The following is a 17,212-nucleotide window of genomic DNA, read 5'->3' on the forward strand; positions in this document are numbered from 1 at the left end:
CATCCTTTAAAGAAAGCGTAATAGCTCACTGGTCTAGTTAAGCCGGCCTGCGCCGAAAATGTATCGGGGCTCAAGCCGTGTACCGAAGCTGCGGATGCGCCGAAAGGCGCGTGGTAGCGGAGCGTTCCGTAAGCCTGTGAAGGGTGTCCGTGAGGCCGCCTGGAGGTATCGGAAGTGAGAATGCTGACATGAGTAGCGACAAACAGTGTGAGAAACACTGTCGCCGAAAGTCCAAGGGTTCCTGCGCAAGGTTAATCCACGCAGGGTGAGCCGGCCCCTAAGGCGAGGCCGAAAGGCGTAGTCGATGGGAACCACGTTAATATTCGTGGGCCAGCGGGTGTGTGACGAATGGGAAAGCGTGTCGGGCCTTATCGGATTGGCCCGGCTGGGGACCCGTTCCAGGAAACAGCCCCCGCATCAGACCGTACCCCAAACCGACACAGGTGGACTGGTAGAGTATACCCAGGCGCTTGAGAGAATGGTGTTGAAGGAACTCGGCAAATTGCCCTCGTAACTTCGGAAGAAGAGGGCCCCGTTCGTGCGCAAGCGCGGGCGGGGGGCACAGACCAGGGGGTGGCGACTGTTTACTAAAAACACAGGGCTCTGCGAAGCCGTACAAGGCGACGTATAGGGTCTGACGCCTGCCCGGTGCCGGAAGGTTAAGAGGAGGGGTTCACGCTCCGAATTGAAGCCCCGGTAAACGGCGGCCGTAACTATAACGGTCCTAAGGTAGCGAAATTCCTTGTCGGGTAAGTTCCGACCTGCACGAATGGCGTAACGACTTCCCCGCTGTCTCCAACACCAACTCAGCGAAATTGAACTCTCCGTGAAGATGCGGAGTACCCGCGGTCAGACGGAAAGACCCCGTGCACCTTTACTACAGCTTTGCAGTGGTGCTAGGGATCTCATGTGTAGGATAGGTGGGAGGCTAGGAAACCCGGGCGCCAGCTCGGGCGGAGCCAACCTTGAAATACCACCCTTGAGGTCTCTGGCATCTAACCGCGCTCCGTTGATCCGGAGCCGGGACCCTGCATGGCGGGTAGTTTGACTGGGGCGGTCGCCTCCCAAAGTGTAACGGAGGCGCGCGATGGTGGGCTCAGAGCGGTCGGAAATCGCTCGACGAGTGCAATGGCATAAGCCCGCCTGACTGCAAGACAGACAAGTCGAGCAGAGACGAAAGTCGGCCATAGTGATCCGGTGGTTCCATGTGGACGGGCCATCGCTCAACGGATAAAAGGTACGCCGGGGATAACAGGCTGATGACTCCCAAGAGTCCATATCGACGGAGTCGTTTGGCACCTCGATGTCGGCTCATCACATCCTGGGGCTGGAGCAGGTCCCAAGGGTTCGGCTGTTCGCCGATTAAAGTGGTACGTGAGCTGGGTTTAGAACGTCGTGAGACAGTTCGGTCCCTATCTGCCGTGGGTGTCGGAGTTTTGCGAGGATCTGTCCCTAGTACGAGAGGACCGGGATGGACATACCTCTGGTGCACCGGTTGTCACGCCAGTGGCATGGCCGGGTAGCTAAGTATGGACGGGATAACCGCTGAAAGCATCTAAGCGGGAAACCCACCTCTAAACCAGAACTCCCTTGAGAGCCGTGACAGACCATCACGTCGATAGGAGGCATGTGGACGGGCGGCAACGCCTGAAGCTGAGCCTTACTAATCGCTCGATCGGCTTGATCCTTCCCAGCAGGCGGCCCGCGCGCAGCGGCAAGCCCTGGGCGCACGAGCCAACACCGCAAGAATGCAAGAACGTCCTCGATCATTGACACCTCTGCCGTCCAGTCCGGATGGTTCGCGTGTGCCTTGGTGACCTGGTGGTCATGGCGAGGCTCCCAACACCCGATCCCATTCCGAACTCGGCCGTGAAACGCCTCAGCGCCGATGGTACTGCGTCTTAAGACGTGGGAGAGTAGGTCGCCGCCAGGTCACCACGGCACACGCCACGCCAGCCAGGACGTGGACGCAGCAGGCTTCAAACACACTTGACAATCGGCTTCATGAACGACAAAGCCGGCGCTTTTCCCTGTGGGAAGCGCCGGCTTTTCGTTGTGTTTGTTGTGCCTGGGGTGTCGGCACGGGCCCCCACCCTAACCCTCCCCCGCGGAGCGGGGGAGGGGACAAGGGGGCAATCGCCGGCCTCCTGCTCTGGCCTCAGCCGTAGAGGTCGTTTCGCATCGCATGGTCGTAGTGCGCGTCGATGGCGGCGGCAGCGGAGGCGTCCTGTTTCGTCATGGCGGCGAGCATCTGGCCGGGGGTCGGGAGCACGCCGCGCCCGATCCGTGAATCCGGCGCCCACAGCTTGGCCCGGTTCACCGCCTTGCCGCAGTGGAACAGCACCTCGTCCACGCTCACGACGATGGCCGTCTTGGGGATTTTGGCCCCCTCGGCGAGGCTGGCGCGGAGATCCGCGTCGTCCGAGACGCGGCCGTGCCCGTTGATCCGCATGAAGACGTCCAGACCGGGGAACAGGAACAGCATTCCCAGCCGGTCGTCCTCCAGCAGATTGCGCATGGACTCGATCCGGTTGTTGCCCGGCCAATCGGCGAAGGCGACCGTCTTGGAGTCGAGCATCCTGACGAACCCCGGCGGGCCGCCGCGCGGCGAGGCGTCCAGACCCGTGGCGCGGCCGGTCGCGAGGCAGAAGAAGGTGGCCTTGGCAAGATAGTCGGCGTGGAAGGAGATCAACTCCGTCATGACCGCCTTCTGGACATGCTCCATCGGCGGGTCGTAGAGCCGGTCGAGGTCGGGCGTGGGGGAGGGGGAATTCTGCTGGGGCATGGCTTTCTCCTGTCGGGAGCAGGCTAGCAACGTGCAGGAGGCAGCGCTAAGCTATGGAAGCCAATCGATAGCGGGTTGACGCCATGTCCGAGGAAAGGTTCGCCTTCGCCGCGAGTGATGCGTGCGAGCCGATCATCGTCGCCATCTACGAGACGCAGGCCGAGCATCGCGAACTGGGACTGCACAGCCACCCGCGCGGCCAACTCTCCGGCCTGCGCCGCGGCCTGCTCACCATCGGCACGGAGACGGGCACATGGGTCGTTCCCGCCGACCACGCGGTCTGGCTTCCGCCCCACCAGCCGCACCGTGGCTACACCCACGGCGCCGTCGAGGGATGGAGCTGCTACGTCGCGGAGGCCGCCTGCGCGACGCTGCCGGACCAGCCCTGCATGATCAAGGCGTCCGGTTTGTTGCGCGAAGCGGTGATCCGTGCCTCCGGATGGCAGGGGCGGGACATGGACGAGGCGCAATGGCGCCTGGCCATGGTCCTCCTCGATGAACTCAGGGCCTCGCCCGTCGAGCCCTTCAACCTCCCCATGCCACGCGATCCGCGCCTTCTCCGGATCGCGCGGGCCTTGCTCGATGATCCCGGGGATCGGCGGGGCATGGACGCCTGGGCCGCGTGGGCGGGCGTGTCCGAGCGCACGCTGAGCCGCCGCTTCGTGGCGGAGACCGGCCACAGCTACACCGCGTGGCGGCAGCGGGCGCGCTTGATGCGCGCGCTGGAGATGCTGGCCGAGGGCGTGCCGGTGACGACCGTCGCCATCGACCTCGGCTACGACAGTGTCAGCGCCTTCATCGCCCTGTTCAAGCGCACGCTGGGCGTGACGCCGTCGGCCTATTTCGGCTGAGCGGGATGGAGTGGAACGGTTTGGCGCCAACGATGCCCAAAACGACAAGGGGCCGCTTGATGAACAAGCGGCCCCTGTAGACACTGTCGTGCCCCGAAACTGGAGCGGGCGAAGGGATTCGAACCCTCGACCCCAACCTTGGCAAGGTTGTGCTCTACCCCTGAGCTACGCCCGCAATGTGGCGCGAGTGACGGGACTTGAACCCGCGGCCTCCGGCGTGACAGGCCGGCGCTCTAACCAACTGAGCTACACCCGCAATATGGCTCCGGATGCTGGACTCGAACCAGCGACACGCGGATTAACAGTCCGCTGCTCTACCGACTGAGCTAATCCGGAACGGAGGCCGGCTTATACGGGTCCCAGCGGCGCAGCGCAAGCAGGAACTTCACCGGACGGCGAATTTTTTCCGCAACCTCCGCCCGGCTCCGTTCAGGCGACCCCGAGCAGGCTCTGCACCGCCCGGACGATGCTGTCCTCGGAGAAGGGCTTCTGGACGACGGAGAGCTGGCCCGGCTCCTCCTTGGGCAGGTTGTCGCTGTAGCCGGTGGTGACCAGGATGGGCAGCTCGGGGCGCTGCTCCTGCATGCGGGCGATCAGGCTGGTGCCGTCGAAATGCGGCATGCGCAGGTCCGTGATCAGGATGTCGGCGGGATCGTTCTGGTCGATCTTGAAGGCATCGAACCCGTTGCGCCCGATGGTCACGCGGAAGCCGCGCTCCTCCAGGGTTTCGGCAATGGTGACCGCGACGACGGGGTCGTCCTCGGCAACGATCACATGAAAGGTCTGGGACATGACGGGCGGGCCTCTTGTCTGCACGGTCCTGAATCCTGTAGCCCATCGGGCGACGGTGGACCAATGCGCAATAGGTCATAAACCGCCGTCTCCGCCATACCGCCCCCGGCCATGGTGTCGGCCGTTCGGCGCCTATCGTTCAGCGCCGGCCGTTCAGCGCTGGCCGTTCAGCGGATGATCCGCAGGTTGCTGAGCTGGCCGGCGATGGTGCGGAACACCGTCTGCAGGTCCGCCGGCGTCGGGCTGTCGAAATAATGGTTCGGGCCGGGCGAGGCGCAGCTTTGGTAGAGCGTGCGGGTGGCGTTGCTGGCGCTGTCGCCGACGGTGATGGTGAACAGGGTGATCCCCGCCGCCTTCATGTTGCTGCACAGCGTCAGCATGCGGTTGTCGATCGCCGTCGTCACCTGGTTGGTGTTGGTGGTGCCCAGCAGCCCGTCGCTGAGGCGTTGGTAGCTGGTGTAGTCGCCCTGCGGCTTGTATTTGTACCACTCGTTGTTGCCGTCGGTCAGGAGGACGACCGCCTTGGACATGTCCGGCGTTCCGTAATCGAGCGGCAGCGTGTTCGGCGTCGTGCCGCCCCACAGGCCGCGCCATTTCGGCGACAGGGTGAACCATCCCGCCTGAAGCCCCTGATTGGCCATCGTGCCGCCGCGGTTCACCGGCTTCAGCCCGGCGATCTTGGACAGCAGGGCCGAGCGGTCGTTGGTCAGCGGCATGACCGGCGGCGGGCAGCCGAGGTTCGGCCCGGCCATGTCGTTGGTCTGGCGGTAGGTGCCGTCGTCGGTGATGTTGTTCGGGGTCCAGGGGTTGTCGTTGTTGTTCCCGTTGTACTGGTTGTTCGGGTACCAGAAGGGCTTGAAGGGCGCGGAGGCCGGCGGCGTGTCCGTCTGGTCCTGCGGCTGGGTCCGCGCCAGGACGCAGCCGCGCCAGCCCTGGGAGGCCCATTTGGTGGCGTCGTAGCTGCCCGCCGCCAGCCAGGTCGTCCGGGTCTTGCCGATGTTGACCTCCGCCGCGTAGGGGGCGATGGAGACCCACAGGTTCTTCGGCGGCGTGCTGCCCGGCCCGAACAGGATGTTGACGAGGTCGGTGGCGGCGCTGCGCAGCTCCCCGATGCGGTTGTTGGTGGCCATCGAGCCGGTGACGTCCAACACCAGCGCCAGCTCCAGCCCGGCGTTGGCGCGCTGCACCTGGTTGGTGACGGAGATGGTCAGCTGGTTGACGCGCAGGACGCGCAGGAAGGTCGTCGGCAGGGTGGCGGTGACGGACACGCCGACGCGCTGGTTCGTCTGGTCCAGGGTCACCGCCGGTGTGCCGATGGCCGCCCCCAGGAAGCCCGGCGGCAGGTTGGCCGCGACGAACATGGCGATGTCCTTCTGGGCGTCCGCCGAGGAGTTCAGCATCTTGCCGGCGGCCAGCGCCCCGGCGTCGATGGCGGTCTGAAGCCGCGACTGCACCAGGAAGGCCCGTCCGTAATCCACCGCCAGCCCGACCATGCCCAGCAGGGGCACCGCGGCGGCGGCGAACATCAGCGCGGTGGCGCCCCGGCGGTCCCGCCGCACCGAGCGCAGGGAGGCGAGCAGGCGGGCTGCGGGCGGGAAGGCTGTCCTCATGGCCCGGTCTCCAGCGTGGTGAGCGTGCCGAGCCGGGGCTGGTAGACGGCGCTGGCGTAGAGCGTCGTGGAGGTCCCGGCGTTGCCGAGCCACGGTCCGCTCAGCAGATAGGGGGTGAAGCGGTAGAACAGCTCGGTGAAGATGGCGTTGTCGCCGGGTTGCTGGGTGAAGCCGGGAGGCAGCGTGGCGACCCCGCCCGCGGCGCCGAGGTGGCTGGCGGCCGAGCCGGTGCCGGCCCGTTGCTGCCACATCACCCGCGATCCCTGGCCCATGTTGGCGACCGAGCTGACGATCACCTGCCCGCCGGCCATCAGATCCAGCGGCTGGGCGACCTCCGTCGCGGCGAGGAACAGCACGCCGACCTCGTTCCCCTTCACCACCGTCATGCCGGCGCGCAGCTTGTCGAACTGGGTGGCGATGTCGCTGACGTTGGCGGCGGTGCGGTTCAGGGTCAGGCTGATGCTGACGTAGCGCACCACGTCCACCGTGGCGGTGACCAGCACCAGAAGGACCGGCGCCAGCAGCGCCATCTCCAGCGCGGCGACGCCGCCGCGGTCGCGCAACGGGTTTCGGCGGAATGGACGATGTCCCGTCATGCCGGTCACTCCCCCACCATGAAGGGCTCGTTGCGCACGGCCAGCCGGGCCTCGTGGATCAGCTCCGTCCGGCCCAGCACGGTGGCGCCGAGCCCGGTCAGCACCGGCTGGGTGTAGCGCAGCGCGTAGACGACGACCTGCCCGCTGCCGCCCAGGGCCGCCCCGGTCTGCTTGGCGTCCCAGTTGGTCGAACCGCAATTCAGGTCGGTCAGCGAGGTCGAGGGCGGAACCCCGCCGTTGACCTGCCCCAGCGTGGTGAAGGAGGCGTAGCTGTGGCTGCGCACCGACAGGCGGCTCTGGTCGAGCACCCGGGAGGTCAGCCGGCGCACCGTGTCGCAGACCTGGGCGCGGCGGTCGGTGAAGCCGCTCGCCAGCTCCCCCGTGAAGCCGCTGCGGGCGGCCGCGCGGGCGGCGTGGTTGAGCAGACTGTCCACGGTCAGCGAGTAGGACACCTCGGCCAGCGCGATCATGCCCGCGATCAGCGCCGGGGAGACGATCGCCAGTTCCAGCGTGGTCAGGCCCCGGCGGTCGCGCAGGGGACTGAGGAAGGGGCTGCGGTTGCGGCTAAGCATGGCCGCCTCACGGCTTGAAGGCGACGAACTGCCGCGCCGTCTCGTAGAAGGCCAGGTTCGAGCGCACGTTGGCGTCGTCGAGGTCGAGCCGGGCCACGCGGGCCGCCGCCTCCAGGTCGCCCTTCAGCCCATAGGCCAGCGCGAGATTCTGGCGCACGCGGGGGGAATCGACCCCGCCGTGGACGAGGCCTTCCAGGATCGCCACGCCCTCCGCGCTGCCGTTCAGCGCCAGCGACAGGCCGAGGTTGGCCATGGCCGCCGCGTTGTTCGGCTCGGCCAGCAGGACGTGGCGGTATTCGCCCTGGGCCTCCGCGTGCCGCCCGGCGAGGTCGAGGGCGACGCCGCGGTTCAGGTGGGCGCGCAGGTCGTCGCCGTTGCGGCGCAGCAGGGCGTCGAAGCGGTTCAGCGCGTCGGCGGGGCGGTTGGCGCGGACCAGCGCGCGGCCCAGCGCCGTCTGCACCTCCACATTGTCGGGCACGGCGGCGGCGGCCTTCTGAAGCTCGACCACCGCGTCGGCGGCCGAGCCGCTCTCCGACAGGGTCTCGCCGAGCCCGAGCAGGGCGCCGACATGGCCTGGCGCCTGATCCAGCACCGCGCGGTAGAAGCGCACCGCGGAGCCGGTGTTGCCCGCCTCCTGCGCGGCGCGGGCGAGGCGAAGCTGCACGCGCGCCTTGTCGTCCAGCGTGGCGTTGGCCGTCGGGCCGCTCTTCGACCCCACCGGCCCGCCGCCCGGCGCGGAGGCGCAGGCGCTGACCGACAGCAGCAGGAGGGCGGCGGCCGCGGCGCGGCCCAGGGACAGGCGCTTCGTGGACAGGCGCTTCCGGGACGGGGTGGCGATCATGGCTGACCTCCCTTGGTCTGGCTGTGGGGCGGGTTGGAAGGGGGCGGGTTGGAGTGGGTTTGCTGGCTGGTCCCGGCGCTGTCGAAGCTGCGCGAGACGTCGAGCATGGCGGGGCCGCCGACGACGATGAAGACGCAGGGCAGGATGAAGACCACCATGGGCAGGGTCAGCAGCACCGGCAGGCGGGCCGCCTTCTCCTCGAACCGGGCGAGGCGCTGGGCGCGCATCTCCCCGGCCAGGACGCGAAGCGCCTGAGCCAGCGGCGTGCCGTAGCGCATCGCCTGGATCAGCGTCGTCGCCATCCCGCGCACGCCCTCCATGTCCAGCCGGGCGGCCAGATTGTTGAGCGCGCCGCCGCGGTCGGACAGCACGCGCATCTCCGCCGCGGTGGCCGACAGCTCGGCGCTCAGCGCCGGGTAGGCGGTCGCCACCTCGCGGGCCACGCGGTCCACCGCCGCTTCCAGGCCGAGGCCGGCCTCGCCGCAGATCACCAGCAGGTCGAGCGCGTCGGGAAGGCCGTTGCGCACCTCCTCCAGACGGCGGTCGCGCATCCGGCCCAGCGCCAGATCGGGCAGCCGCCAGCCGAGCAGGGCGCCGGCCACCACCTGCGCCGCGGCACCGGGCGCGCCGATCAGCGAGGGCAGCAGGTCGCCCGCCGCCGCCGGGACCAGCGCCATCCCGGCGCCGATGCACAGCAGCTTGATGCCGAGCAGGGAATAGAGGTGGCCGGGCTGGTTGTAGCCGGCGGCGATCAGGCTCTTGCGCATCCGCTCGCGGTCGGCGGACCCGACCAGCGGCGTGCGGGCCAGCCAGGCGCCGACCCGGCTCAGCAGGCTCCGGCGCTCCGTCTCCGGGGCGGCGGAGGGCGCGGTTCCGGCGCGCAGGCGCTCCAGCCGGGCCAGCATCCGCTCGCGCAGCGCGCAGGAGCGCAGCCCGGCCACCCCGGTCAGGATCATCAGCACGCCGAAGCCGAGAAGGACCGGCTGCGGGATCAGTCCGCCCATCACGCCGCCGCTCATGACAGGGTCCTCCGGATGAGGAGCTGCATGGAGCCGACGCCGACCAGCAGCAGCCCGCCCGCCACCGCCAGCATCATCTGGCCGCTCGGCTCGTCGATCAGCCGCATCGCGTAGTCGGGGTTCAGCATCGCCATGCCGCCGCCGGCCAGGAAGGGCAGGGCGGCCAGCACGGCGGCCGAGCTGCGCGCCTCCGAGGTCAGGGCGCGGGTGCGCATCTGCACGCGGCGGCGCTGGCGGATCATGTCGGCCAGATTCTCCAGCGGCTCCGTCAGGTTGCCGCCGGTCTCCCGCTGCAGCAGCAGGGTGACGACGAAGAAGCGGAACTCCGGCAGGCGGACGTTGGCGGCGGCGCGGGCCAGCACGGTCTCCAGATCGATGCCCATGGCCGTCTCGTCGACGATGCGGCGGAACAGCGGGGCGATCGGCTCGGACAGTTCGGTGCCGACCATGCGCAGGCTTTCCGACACCGGGATGCCGGCGCGGGTGGCGCGGACGACGAGGCTGATCGCGTCGGGAAGCTGGTTCATCAGCGCCTCCAGCGTCCGGCGGCGGCTGGAGGCGAAGACGATGCGCGGGGTGACCAGCAGGGCCACGGCGGCGGCGGTCGTGGCCCCCGCGTCGCCCATCACCGGCCCGCCCAGCCACCAGCACAGCCCGGCGGCGACCACGGCGTAGAGCAGCGCCCGCCACAGCCGGATGCCCGGCGGCAGATAGACGGTCTGGCGCCGCGCGTAGAAGCGCGACATGCGCCGCTTCACCCGGTCGGCGAGGGTCAGGGGACCGGCGCCGGTGATGTCGGGGCTGCCGTCCTCCACCACCGCCCGCGCCCCGGCCGACAGGGCGGCCAGCCGGCGGCGCAGCGCCGTGTGGCGGCGGAACGCGCGCAGGGTGGACAGGGCGAACAGCAGCGTCCCGACGCCGAGGAGGAGGGTGGCGAGCTGCAGGGCCTGGATGCGGTCCATCGCGTGTCTCCCCCGCTACAGGCTGGTGGTGGCGGCGTTCCAGGCCGCCTCCTGCCCGAAATAGGCCAGCCGCTCGACGAAGCGCGGGCGCAGGCCGGTGGCGGCGTAGCGTCCTTCCAGGATCCCGTCGCGGTTCTCCCCGCGGAACTCGAAGGTGAAGAGATCCTGGGTCAGGATCACGTCGCCCTCCATGCCGACCAGCTCGGTGACGTGGGTGATGCGGCGCACGCCGTCGCGCATGCGCTGCACCTGGATGATGACGTTGACCGCCCCGGCGATCTGCTGGCGGATGGCCCGGCTGGGCAGGTTCATGCCGGCCATCAGCACCATGTTCTCGACGCGGCTCAGCGCGTCGCGCGGGTTGTTGGCGTGGATGGTGGACATCGACCCGTCATGGCCGGTGTTCATGGCCTGGAGCATGTCGAAAGCCTCCGCCCCGCGCACCTCGCCGATGATGATGCGGTCGGGCCGCATGCGCAGCGCGTTGCGGACGAGGTCGCGCTGCGTCACCTGCCCCTGGCCCTCCAGGTTGGGCGGGCGCGTCTCCAGCCGGACGACGTGGGGCTGCTGGAGCTGGAGTTCGGCGGCGTCCTCGATGGTGATGACGCGCTCCGTCGCCTCGATGGGTCGGGACATGGCGTTGAGCAGCGTCGTCTTGCCCGAGCCGGTGCCGCCGGAGATGATGATGTTCAGCCGGCAGCGCCCGATGATCTCCAGCGCGCGGGCCATCGGCTCGGACATGCTGCGGAACTCCACCAGCTCGCGGAAGCCGATGGTGCGGCGGGCGAATTTGCGGATGGAGATGCAGGCGCCGTCGAGCGCCAGCGGCGGCACCACGATGTTGACGCGGCTGCCGTCGGCGAGGCGGGCGTCGACCATCGGGCTGGACTCGTCCACCCGCCGCCCGACCGCCGAGGCGATGCGCTGCGCGATGTTCAGCAGATGCCCGGCGTCGCGGAAGCGCACCGGCATCTCGACCAGCTTGCCGCGCTGCTCGGCGAAGGTGCGGGAGGGGCCGTTGACCATGATGTCGGTGATCGCGTCGTCGGCCAGCAGCGGCTCCAGCGGACCCAGCCCGATCATGTCGTGGACCAGCTCCGTCGCCAGCGTGGCCTGCTCGCGCCCGTTCAACTGGCTGCGGCTGGTGGTGGCGATGTCGTCGATCAGCCGCTCGACCAGCGGGCGCAGCGTTTCCGCCGGCATGTCGGCGATGGTCGCCGGGTCGATGCGGGCCAGCACCTGCGACCGGATGTCGTTCAGCGAGCGGTTGACCGGGCGCAGCGCGGCCGGTGGCGGCGGGGAGGGGGCCGCCGCCGGTGCCGGGGCCGGGGCGGGCTTCGGCTCCTCGGGCGGCGGGCCGGCGACCGCCAGGGAGGGGGATGCGGCCTTGCGGCCGAACAGCGTGCTCATCGCCGCACCCAGCGGCGGAACAGGCCGTCCTGCGCGGCGGGCTGGCCGGCGACGTCGGCGCCCAGCCGCTCCATCGCCTCGCGGAAGCGGCGGCAGTGGCGGAAGGCCGGCTCGCCGATGCCCGCGGCGACGGCCAGCGGCACCGGGCGGTAGGGCAGGGCGTGGTCCGGCGGCTCGCCCAGCGTGCGCATCAGGTCGGTTGCAGGAAGCTCGCCGGGGGCGCCGCGCCGGTTCAGGACGGTGACCAGCCGCCCGCCGCCGGCCCGGCGCGCGATGGCGGCGCGCATCCGCACCAGATCGCGCAGGCCCGCGACGCTGGCGTCGCCGACCAGAACGGCGATGGAGGCCGCCTCCAGAGCGGCGCGGGCGGCCCCGCCCTGGGCGCGGCCCGCGTCCACGACCACATAGTTGTGGCGGGCCTGGAGCCGGTTCAGCACCGACAGGGCGGCGGTCGGCGCGATGTCGATCACGTCCTCCACCGGCTCCTCCGCAGCCAGGACGGAGAGGCGGTCGGAGGCGGCCACCATGGCGCGCTCCATGAACACGTCGTCCACCCGGTCGGGCGCCTCCACCGCCTCGCGCAGCGCCGGCTCGGGCCGCAGGTTGAGGGCCAGAGCCACCGTGCCGTTCTGCAGGTCGAGGTCGACCAGCGCCGTGCGCCCGCGCGCCCCGTCGGCCAGCCAGCAGCCCAGATGCACCGCCACCGTGGTCGTCCCCACGCCGCCGCGGGCGCCGATCACCGCCACCAGCTTGCCCAGCCGGCCCGGCGCCTCGTCCGCCGCGGTGCCGGCGCCGGCGGCGCGCAGAGCGCCCTCCAGCAGGTCGCGGGACAGCGGCTTGAACAGGTAGTCGGTGACCCCGATCCGCCGCAGGTCGCGGTAGAGGCCGATGTCGTTGCTGTCGCCGACCGCGATCACCCGCACCGACGGATCGCAGACTCCGGCCAGGACCTCCATGGCGGCCAGCGGGTCGGCGACGCCGGACAGATCGACCAGCAGCAGGTCGGGCGAGCGTTGGCGCGCCAGATCGCGGGCGGCGCTGCGGATGTCGCCGGTCCGCACCTCGCAGGGCAGCAGGGACGGGGCCGCGCTGTTCAGCAGGGCGGCGCTGGCCGCGTCGGCGACGTAGGCGAGCAGGCGGGGGCCGGCGCCGCGGGCGGCGTCCGCCGCCGACGGCGCCTCGCCGAGCAGGGTGGCGAGCAGGCTCATTGGTCCTCCTGGCTTCCGTTCAGGGCGGGGGCCAGCAGGAAGGCGCTGGACGTGTTCCCCTTCACGAAGGGCTTCACCTTGTCGGCGCGGTAGCGCTGGACGGCCCCGGCCATGCGCTGGCCGTCGGCGGGCACCGTCTCGCGGCCCTGGATCAGGTCGCGCGGGTCGGCCAGCATCAGGGCGAGGTTGCGCTGGTTGCTGCAGCCCAGCGCCGCGGTCGGGCTGTTCTGGTACCAGCCGCTGTAGATGTCGCTCCACGCCGCGCAGTCCGGGGCCAGCGCGACGTAGCTGGTCACCTGGAGCGCCGGGGCGCCGGTCTGGTCTGGGGCGAAGGTGACGTTCTCCGGCGGCACGCCGGCCCCGCCCAGCAGGGAGACGGTGGCGGCCCGCGCCGGGGCGGCCAGCAGCGGGCCGGTGACCGTCACGTGGGGGGTGGTGTCGCGGCCGAGCCCGGCCACGGTGCGGACCACGCGGGCGCGCTCCTCCGCCGCGATGGCGCCGCTGCGCGGGTCGATGGCGAAGGGGACGGCGTTGCTCAGCGCCTTGACGGCGGGGGTGTGGGCGGTGGGCATTGGCGGGGGCGTCTGCGGTACGGCGCAGCCGCCCAGCAGACCCGTGAGGAGTGGCAGAAGCAGCATCGGCGTTCGCATGGCTCTGGGCAGCATGGCTCTGGTCATGGCGCTGTGCTCCGCGAAAGGGGTCATTGGAGGCTGAAGCCGGCGTCGCCGTGCAGGCGGGCGGCGCCCGGCCCGATCATCATCGGGGCGGCGCCGGAGCCGCTGCTGCCACCTGCCGGGGGATGCAGGCTCTGGGCGCGGTTCAGGAAGATCCGCTCCACGTCGGTCGCCGCGACGAAGCCGTCGGTCGGGGCGGAGAGCGCGTTGGTGGCGGACACCGGACGGACGAGGTAGGGGGTCACGACGATGACCAGCTCCGTCTCGTTGCGGCGGAACTTGCTGGAATGGAACAGCGCCCCCAGCACCGGCACGTCGCCCAGCCCCGGCACGGCGTCCAGCGTCGCCGAGGTGTTGTTCTGGAGCAGGCCGGCGATGGCGAAGCTCTGCCCGCTGGCCAGTTCGATGGTGGTCTCGGCGCGGCGCACCGACAGGCCGGGGATGCGGATGGAGTCGACCACGACGGCGCCGTTGTTGGTCAGTTCGCTGACCTCCGGGCGGACGCGCATGCTGATCTGGCCGGCGCCCAGCACGGTCGGGGTGAAGTCCAGGCTGACGCCGTATTTCTTGAACTGGATGGTGGTGGTGCGGTCGTACTGGGCGACCGGGATGGGGAACTCGCCGCCGGCCAGGAAGCTGGCGGTCTCGCCGGACAGGGCGGTCAGGTTCGGCTCGGCCAGCACGGTGATCAGCCCGTCCTCGGCCAGCGCGTCCACCACCGTGTTGATGTCCACCCGCCCGTTGCTGGAGCGGTAGCTGCCGCCGATGGAGTTGGTTGGGGGGATGGCGCGGATCAGATTGCCGGCGGCGTCCAGGATGGGCCGTCCGGTGGCGATCCCGAAGGCGAAGGAGCCGATGTTGAACATGCTCTCGAAATTGACGCCCAGCTCCTTGGTCACCTGACGCGACACCTCGGCGACGCGGACGCGCAGGTTGACCTGGGCGGGGGAGGCGACGGTCAGGCGGTTGGTGACGGTCTGCCCCTGCCCGACGTAGCGCTCGGCCAGCTCGACCATCTGCCGCGCCGTCGCGGGGGAGGAGACGGTGCCGGTCAGCGTGATGCCGTTGCCGGTGCTCTGCACGTCGATGGCGGCGTTGGGCACCTGGGCGACCAGCTTCGACCGCAGGTCGCCGACCGGCATGGTGACGACGACGCTGAAGGAGGCGAGCGGCTTGTTGTCCGCCGACAGGGCGTAGACGCTGGCCCGCCCCGGCGTCTTGGCGACGATGAAGAAGGCCTGCGGGCCGGACGCCTGCACGTCGGCGATCTCCGGGGCGGAGGTGAAGACGCTGGCCGCCGGGGCCGGCAGGTTGACCGGCTGCCCGCCGCCGACCTCCAGCGTGATCTCGCGGGGGCGCTGCTGCGCCTGGGCGGGCGGCACGGCCAGAGCCGCGAAGAGTCCGGCGAGAAGGACCGCCCCCATGAACTTGAAGGCCGTGACCCGGCTTGTGGTGTTGATGGTTGCCATCGTCATGAATTCGTCCCCCCTGGGTCGGCGCGCCGGTTCAGCGTTCGAGCGTTTCCGTCTTGGAGCCGCGGATGATGAGCAGCGCCGGGCGGCGGGCGGCGGGCGCCTCCGCGCTGTGGGGTGCGGGAAGCTGGCGCAGGGCGGGCGACACGTCCTCGGCCCAGGTGGGGGCGGAGACGGCTTCCGCGTTCCCGGCGGCGGCGGCGGTCTCGTCGGCGAGCAGGCTGCGCAGCGCCAGCGACAGCTTGCCCATGGTGGCGGCGACGGTGACCGTCTCGCTCTGGCGGGCGGTGACCTCCAGCGTCACGGTGCGGGGGATGCGCCCGTCCGGCCCGGTCTTCGCCATGCCCGCCTCGCCGAGCTGCTGGTCGATGGCGATGACCCGCAGATTCTGGATCACGGTCTCGCCGACCGCGCGGCTGCGCAGGTCGCGCCCCGCGTGGGATTCGAAATTCTGGGTCAGGATCAGGTCCACGCGGTCGCCGGGCCAGATCAGCCCGCCGGTCGCGCTGACCGCGTCCACCGCCACCGACACGGCGCGGCTGCCCGGCGACAGGACGGCGGCGAGGAAGCCGCGCTCCCCCGGCGCCACGATGTGCCCGGCCATGATCGGCTCGCCCGCCGCGAAGGACCGGCGGGTGACGGCACCGCTGTAGGCGCTTTCCGCCACGCGGCCCCGCACCATGTAGCCGTCGCCGAGGCGGCCCGGCGGCCAGGGCTCCCAGCGCAGATCCTCGGCGCGCAGCAGCATGCCGGTGGAGATCGGGCGGGCGGCGACCAGCACGGAGTCCATCGGCGCCTGGGGCGCCGGGACCGCGACGGCGGCGGTCGGGGCCGGCAGCATCGAGAAGGACACGTAGCCCACCAGCGACAGCCCGACGAGCAGCAGGGACAGGAAAAGCACTCTCAGAACCATGCCGCTCCTCCGGTGGGGTTGGAGAGGGTGAGCAGCCCGCCGGCGGCCAGGGCGACGCCGTAGGGCACGGAATGGCGGGTGGCGATGCGGTGCGCCTCGGCCGCCAGGAGATGGACGAGGAGGCGGGCCGGCGCGGACCGTCCGCCGGAGCGGCGCAGCAGCCGGCGCGCCGGGCGCGCCTTGCGCAGGGCGAGCCACCCGGCGAGATAGAGGAGGGAGAGAACCCCGCCGGCCAGCGCGGTGGCAGTCGCGAAGGGGGCGGCCCGCTCCACCCCGACCAGCAGCAGGATGGCCGAGGCCAGCTTCACGTCGCCGCCGCCCAGCCAGCCCCGCCCGTGCAGGGCGCACAGGACCAGGAACAGCGTGGCGGCGGCGGCAAGGCTGACCCAGGGAAAGGGGGCGCCCTGCCACAGCGGAAGCGCGAGGCCGAGGGTGGCGAGGAGGATGGACGCCGTGTCCGGAATGATGCGCCGGCACAGGTCGTCCGCCGCCGCCCAGCCCAGCGCAAGTCCCGCCACGGGCGGTGCCAGGGAGAGGGGATCGAGGACCGCGATCGTATCCATGGCGGGACTTTGCGTGGGAGGGTGGAGGTGGGGCGGCGCTTACGGGATGGTCGTCGAGGTGCCGCTCACCGTGGTGCCGATGCCGGTGAACAGGGTGCTGACGTTGGTGCCGAAGGTGCGGGCGCCGCCGATGATGACCAGCGCGACCAGCGCCGCCGCCAGACCGTATTCGAGGGCCGTGATGCCCTTGCGGTCCTTGGAAGCGGCGTGGACCGGGGAAATGATGGCGCGGATGTTGGCGAACAGGGTCATTGATTGTCTCCGTTGATAATTGTGATACGAAGGGTTTTCGCTTCATCACCGTGAAGCGGAGGGGATTGATTACTGATTTTCAGGGAATGCACGGCGTCTGTGATTTCAGGATGTCGAAGCCCGGCATTTTAATAAACCTATCGATAGGGGTAGTCCGGCGGGCCGGTGCCGTTGTCTTCGCGATCCGCGACGCAACTTTTTGCACCGCCTTCAGGCAAAGCGCAGGCGCCGCCATGAGCAGAGGCGTCGCGTCGAAGAAGCGGGGAGAGGAGCGCCATATGGACTGGCGAAAGACGGTCGGATTGCTTTGAAAGAAAATGCTTAGAATTTGAAGTGATTATCGGGCTATGCCGGGATTGTGCCGAGGTCGGGGCCGCCGCTTCCTTCGTGGTGCGCGGAGCATTTGGAGTCCCGACGGTGGTGCCGCCTCACCCCGGAATGGCGGCAAGCCCACCGGTTGGCGAAGCAGAGTCGGTAGCCGGGTCGGGGTACCCTTTTCCGTCATGCCGAAGCGCCCGGACCGGATCGTCCATCCGGGAACGACGCCGGACGAACAGGGCGAGGAGTTAATCCCGCCGGTCCTACGACCAGTGGCAATAGGTCGCACCTTCGTGATAATGAGAATAACTATCATCCAGGCCAAAGGGCATGGATACTGCCGGCAAGCCCCGCCATGGAGTGCGGCCGTGGGC

General features: G+C 69.9%; 16 protein-coding genes, 3 tRNA genes and 2 rRNA genes (1 of these 21 cut by a window edge). 3 read left to right on the top strand and 18 right to left on the bottom strand.

The window, feature by feature from the left end; translation table 11 throughout:
• Both TSH58p_RS20785 and rrf read left to right on the top strand, forming a co-directional pair.
• A 23S ribosomal RNA gene (locus TSH58p_RS20785) occupies window positions 1–1,688 on the top strand; it begins 1,071 nt to the left of the window's first position.
• 129 nt (window positions 1,689–1,817) lie between these two features.
• A 5S ribosomal RNA gene (gene rrf / locus TSH58p_RS20790) occupies window positions 1,818–1,933 on the top strand.
• A 225-nt stretch (window positions 1,934–2,158) separates the two neighbouring features.
• On the opposite strand, the gene TSH58p_RS20795 is transcribed toward rrf, so the two are convergent.
• On the bottom strand, window positions 2,159–2,785 hold the full coding sequence (locus tag TSH58p_RS20795; RefSeq protein WP_109469393.1) for an MSMEG_1061 family FMN-dependent PPOX-type flavoprotein: 627 nt from the start codon (window positions 2,783–2,785) through the stop codon (window positions 2,159–2,161).
• Window positions 2,786–2,868: 83 nt separating this feature from the next.
• Here TSH58p_RS20795 and TSH58p_RS20800 point away from each other — a divergent pair, with 83 nt between their 5' ends.
• Window positions 2,869–3,636 (top strand): helix-turn-helix domain-containing protein, encoded by a 768-nt coding sequence (locus TSH58p_RS20800; RefSeq protein ID WP_109469394.1) that lies wholly within the window; start codon window positions 2,869–2,871, stop codon window positions 3,634–3,636.
• Window positions 3,637–3,736: 100 nt separating this feature from the next.
• On the opposite strand, the gene TSH58p_RS20805 is transcribed toward TSH58p_RS20800, so the two are convergent.
• The 17 genes from TSH58p_RS20805 to TSH58p_RS20885 form a co-directional block, all read right to left on the bottom strand.
• Window positions 3,737–3,811, bottom strand: a tRNA-Gly gene (locus TSH58p_RS20805).
• A gap of 4 nt (window positions 3,812–3,815) precedes the next feature.
• Window positions 3,816–3,892, bottom strand: a tRNA-Asp gene (locus tag TSH58p_RS20810).
• A 4-nt stretch (window positions 3,893–3,896) separates the two neighbouring features.
• Window positions 3,897–3,972: transfer RNA gene (locus TSH58p_RS20815), tRNA-Asn, on the bottom strand.
• A gap of 93 nt (window positions 3,973–4,065) precedes the next feature.
• Entirely contained in the window at window positions 4,066–4,428 is a 363-nt protein-coding gene (locus TSH58p_RS20820) for a response regulator (RefSeq protein ID WP_014200077.1), read from the bottom strand.
• Between the two features lie 167 nt (window positions 4,429–4,595).
• Window positions 4,596–6,038: a TadE/TadG family type IV pilus assembly protein gene (locus TSH58p_RS20825; RefSeq protein WP_109071568.1), complete on the bottom strand. Its 1,443-nt coding sequence runs from the start codon at window positions 6,036–6,038 to the stop codon at window positions 4,596–4,598.
• Window positions 6,035–6,634 (bottom strand): TadE/TadG family type IV pilus assembly protein, encoded by a 600-nt coding sequence (locus TSH58p_RS20830; RefSeq protein WP_109071569.1) that lies wholly within the window; start codon window positions 6,632–6,634, stop codon window positions 6,035–6,037. The genes TSH58p_RS20825 and TSH58p_RS20830 overlap by 4 nt, the downstream gene beginning before the upstream one ends.
• Before the next feature lie 5 nt (window positions 6,635–6,639).
• A complete protein-coding gene (locus TSH58p_RS20835; RefSeq protein WP_109071570.1) occupies window positions 6,640–7,206 on the bottom strand; it encodes a TadE/TadG family type IV pilus assembly protein in 567 nt (188 codons plus the stop codon).
• Between the two features lie 7 nt (window positions 7,207–7,213).
• Window positions 7,214–8,047, bottom strand: a complete 834-nt coding sequence (locus TSH58p_RS20840; protein WP_247874199.1) for a tetratricopeptide repeat protein — start codon at window positions 8,045–8,047, stop codon at window positions 7,214–7,216.
• Complete coding sequence (locus tag TSH58p_RS33665; protein ID WP_109071571.1) at window positions 8,044–9,066, bottom strand: type II secretion system F family protein; 1,023 nt, start codon at window positions 9,064–9,066, stop codon at window positions 8,044–8,046. Before TSH58p_RS33665 ends, TSH58p_RS20840 begins: the two co-directional genes overlap by 4 nt.
• The gene (locus tag TSH58p_RS20850; RefSeq protein ID WP_109071572.1) at window positions 9,063–10,028 is read right to left on the bottom strand and encodes a type II secretion system F family protein; all 966 of its coding nucleotides are present in this window, start codon (window positions 10,026–10,028) and stop codon (window positions 9,063–9,065) included. Before TSH58p_RS20850 ends, TSH58p_RS33665 begins: the two co-directional genes overlap by 4 nt.
• A 15-nt stretch (window positions 10,029–10,043) precedes the next feature.
• A complete protein-coding gene (locus TSH58p_RS20855) occupies window positions 10,044–11,438 on the bottom strand; it encodes a CpaF family protein (RefSeq protein ID WP_247874200.1) in 1,395 nt (464 codons plus the stop codon).
• Window positions 11,435–12,646, bottom strand: coding sequence for an AAA family ATPase (locus tag TSH58p_RS20860; protein ID WP_109071573.1), 1,212 nt, complete (start codon window positions 12,644–12,646; stop codon window positions 11,435–11,437). The genes TSH58p_RS20855 and TSH58p_RS20860 overlap by 4 nt, the downstream gene beginning before the upstream one ends.
• Window positions 12,643–13,350 (bottom strand): CpaD family pilus assembly lipoprotein, encoded by a 708-nt coding sequence (locus TSH58p_RS20865; protein WP_109071574.1) that lies wholly within the window; start codon window positions 13,348–13,350, stop codon window positions 12,643–12,645. The genes TSH58p_RS20860 and TSH58p_RS20865 overlap by 4 nt, the downstream gene beginning before the upstream one ends.
• Window positions 13,347–14,795, bottom strand: coding sequence for a type II and III secretion system protein family protein (locus TSH58p_RS20870; RefSeq protein ID WP_109071575.1), 1,449 nt, complete (start codon window positions 14,793–14,795; stop codon window positions 13,347–13,349). Before TSH58p_RS20870 ends, TSH58p_RS20865 begins: the two co-directional genes overlap by 4 nt.
• Window positions 14,796–14,826: 31 nt before the next feature.
• Complete coding sequence (gene cpaB / locus TSH58p_RS20875; protein ID WP_247874202.1) at window positions 14,827–15,705, bottom strand: Flp pilus assembly protein CpaB; 879 nt, start codon at window positions 15,703–15,705, stop codon at window positions 14,827–14,829.
• A complete protein-coding gene (locus TSH58p_RS20880; protein WP_109071577.1) occupies window positions 15,696–16,268 on the bottom strand; it encodes a prepilin peptidase in 573 nt (190 codons plus the stop codon). Before TSH58p_RS20880 ends, cpaB begins: the two co-directional genes overlap by 10 nt.
• A 39-nt stretch (window positions 16,269–16,307) precedes the next feature.
• Window positions 16,308–16,520, bottom strand: coding sequence for a Flp family type IVb pilin (locus TSH58p_RS20885; protein WP_109071578.1), 213 nt, complete (start codon window positions 16,518–16,520; stop codon window positions 16,308–16,310).
• Window positions 16,521–17,212: the final 692 nt, after the last annotated feature.

This window comes from Azospirillum sp. TSH58 (assembly GCF_003119115.1).
Lineage (GTDB): Bacteria > Pseudomonadota > Alphaproteobacteria > Azospirillales > Azospirillaceae > Azospirillum.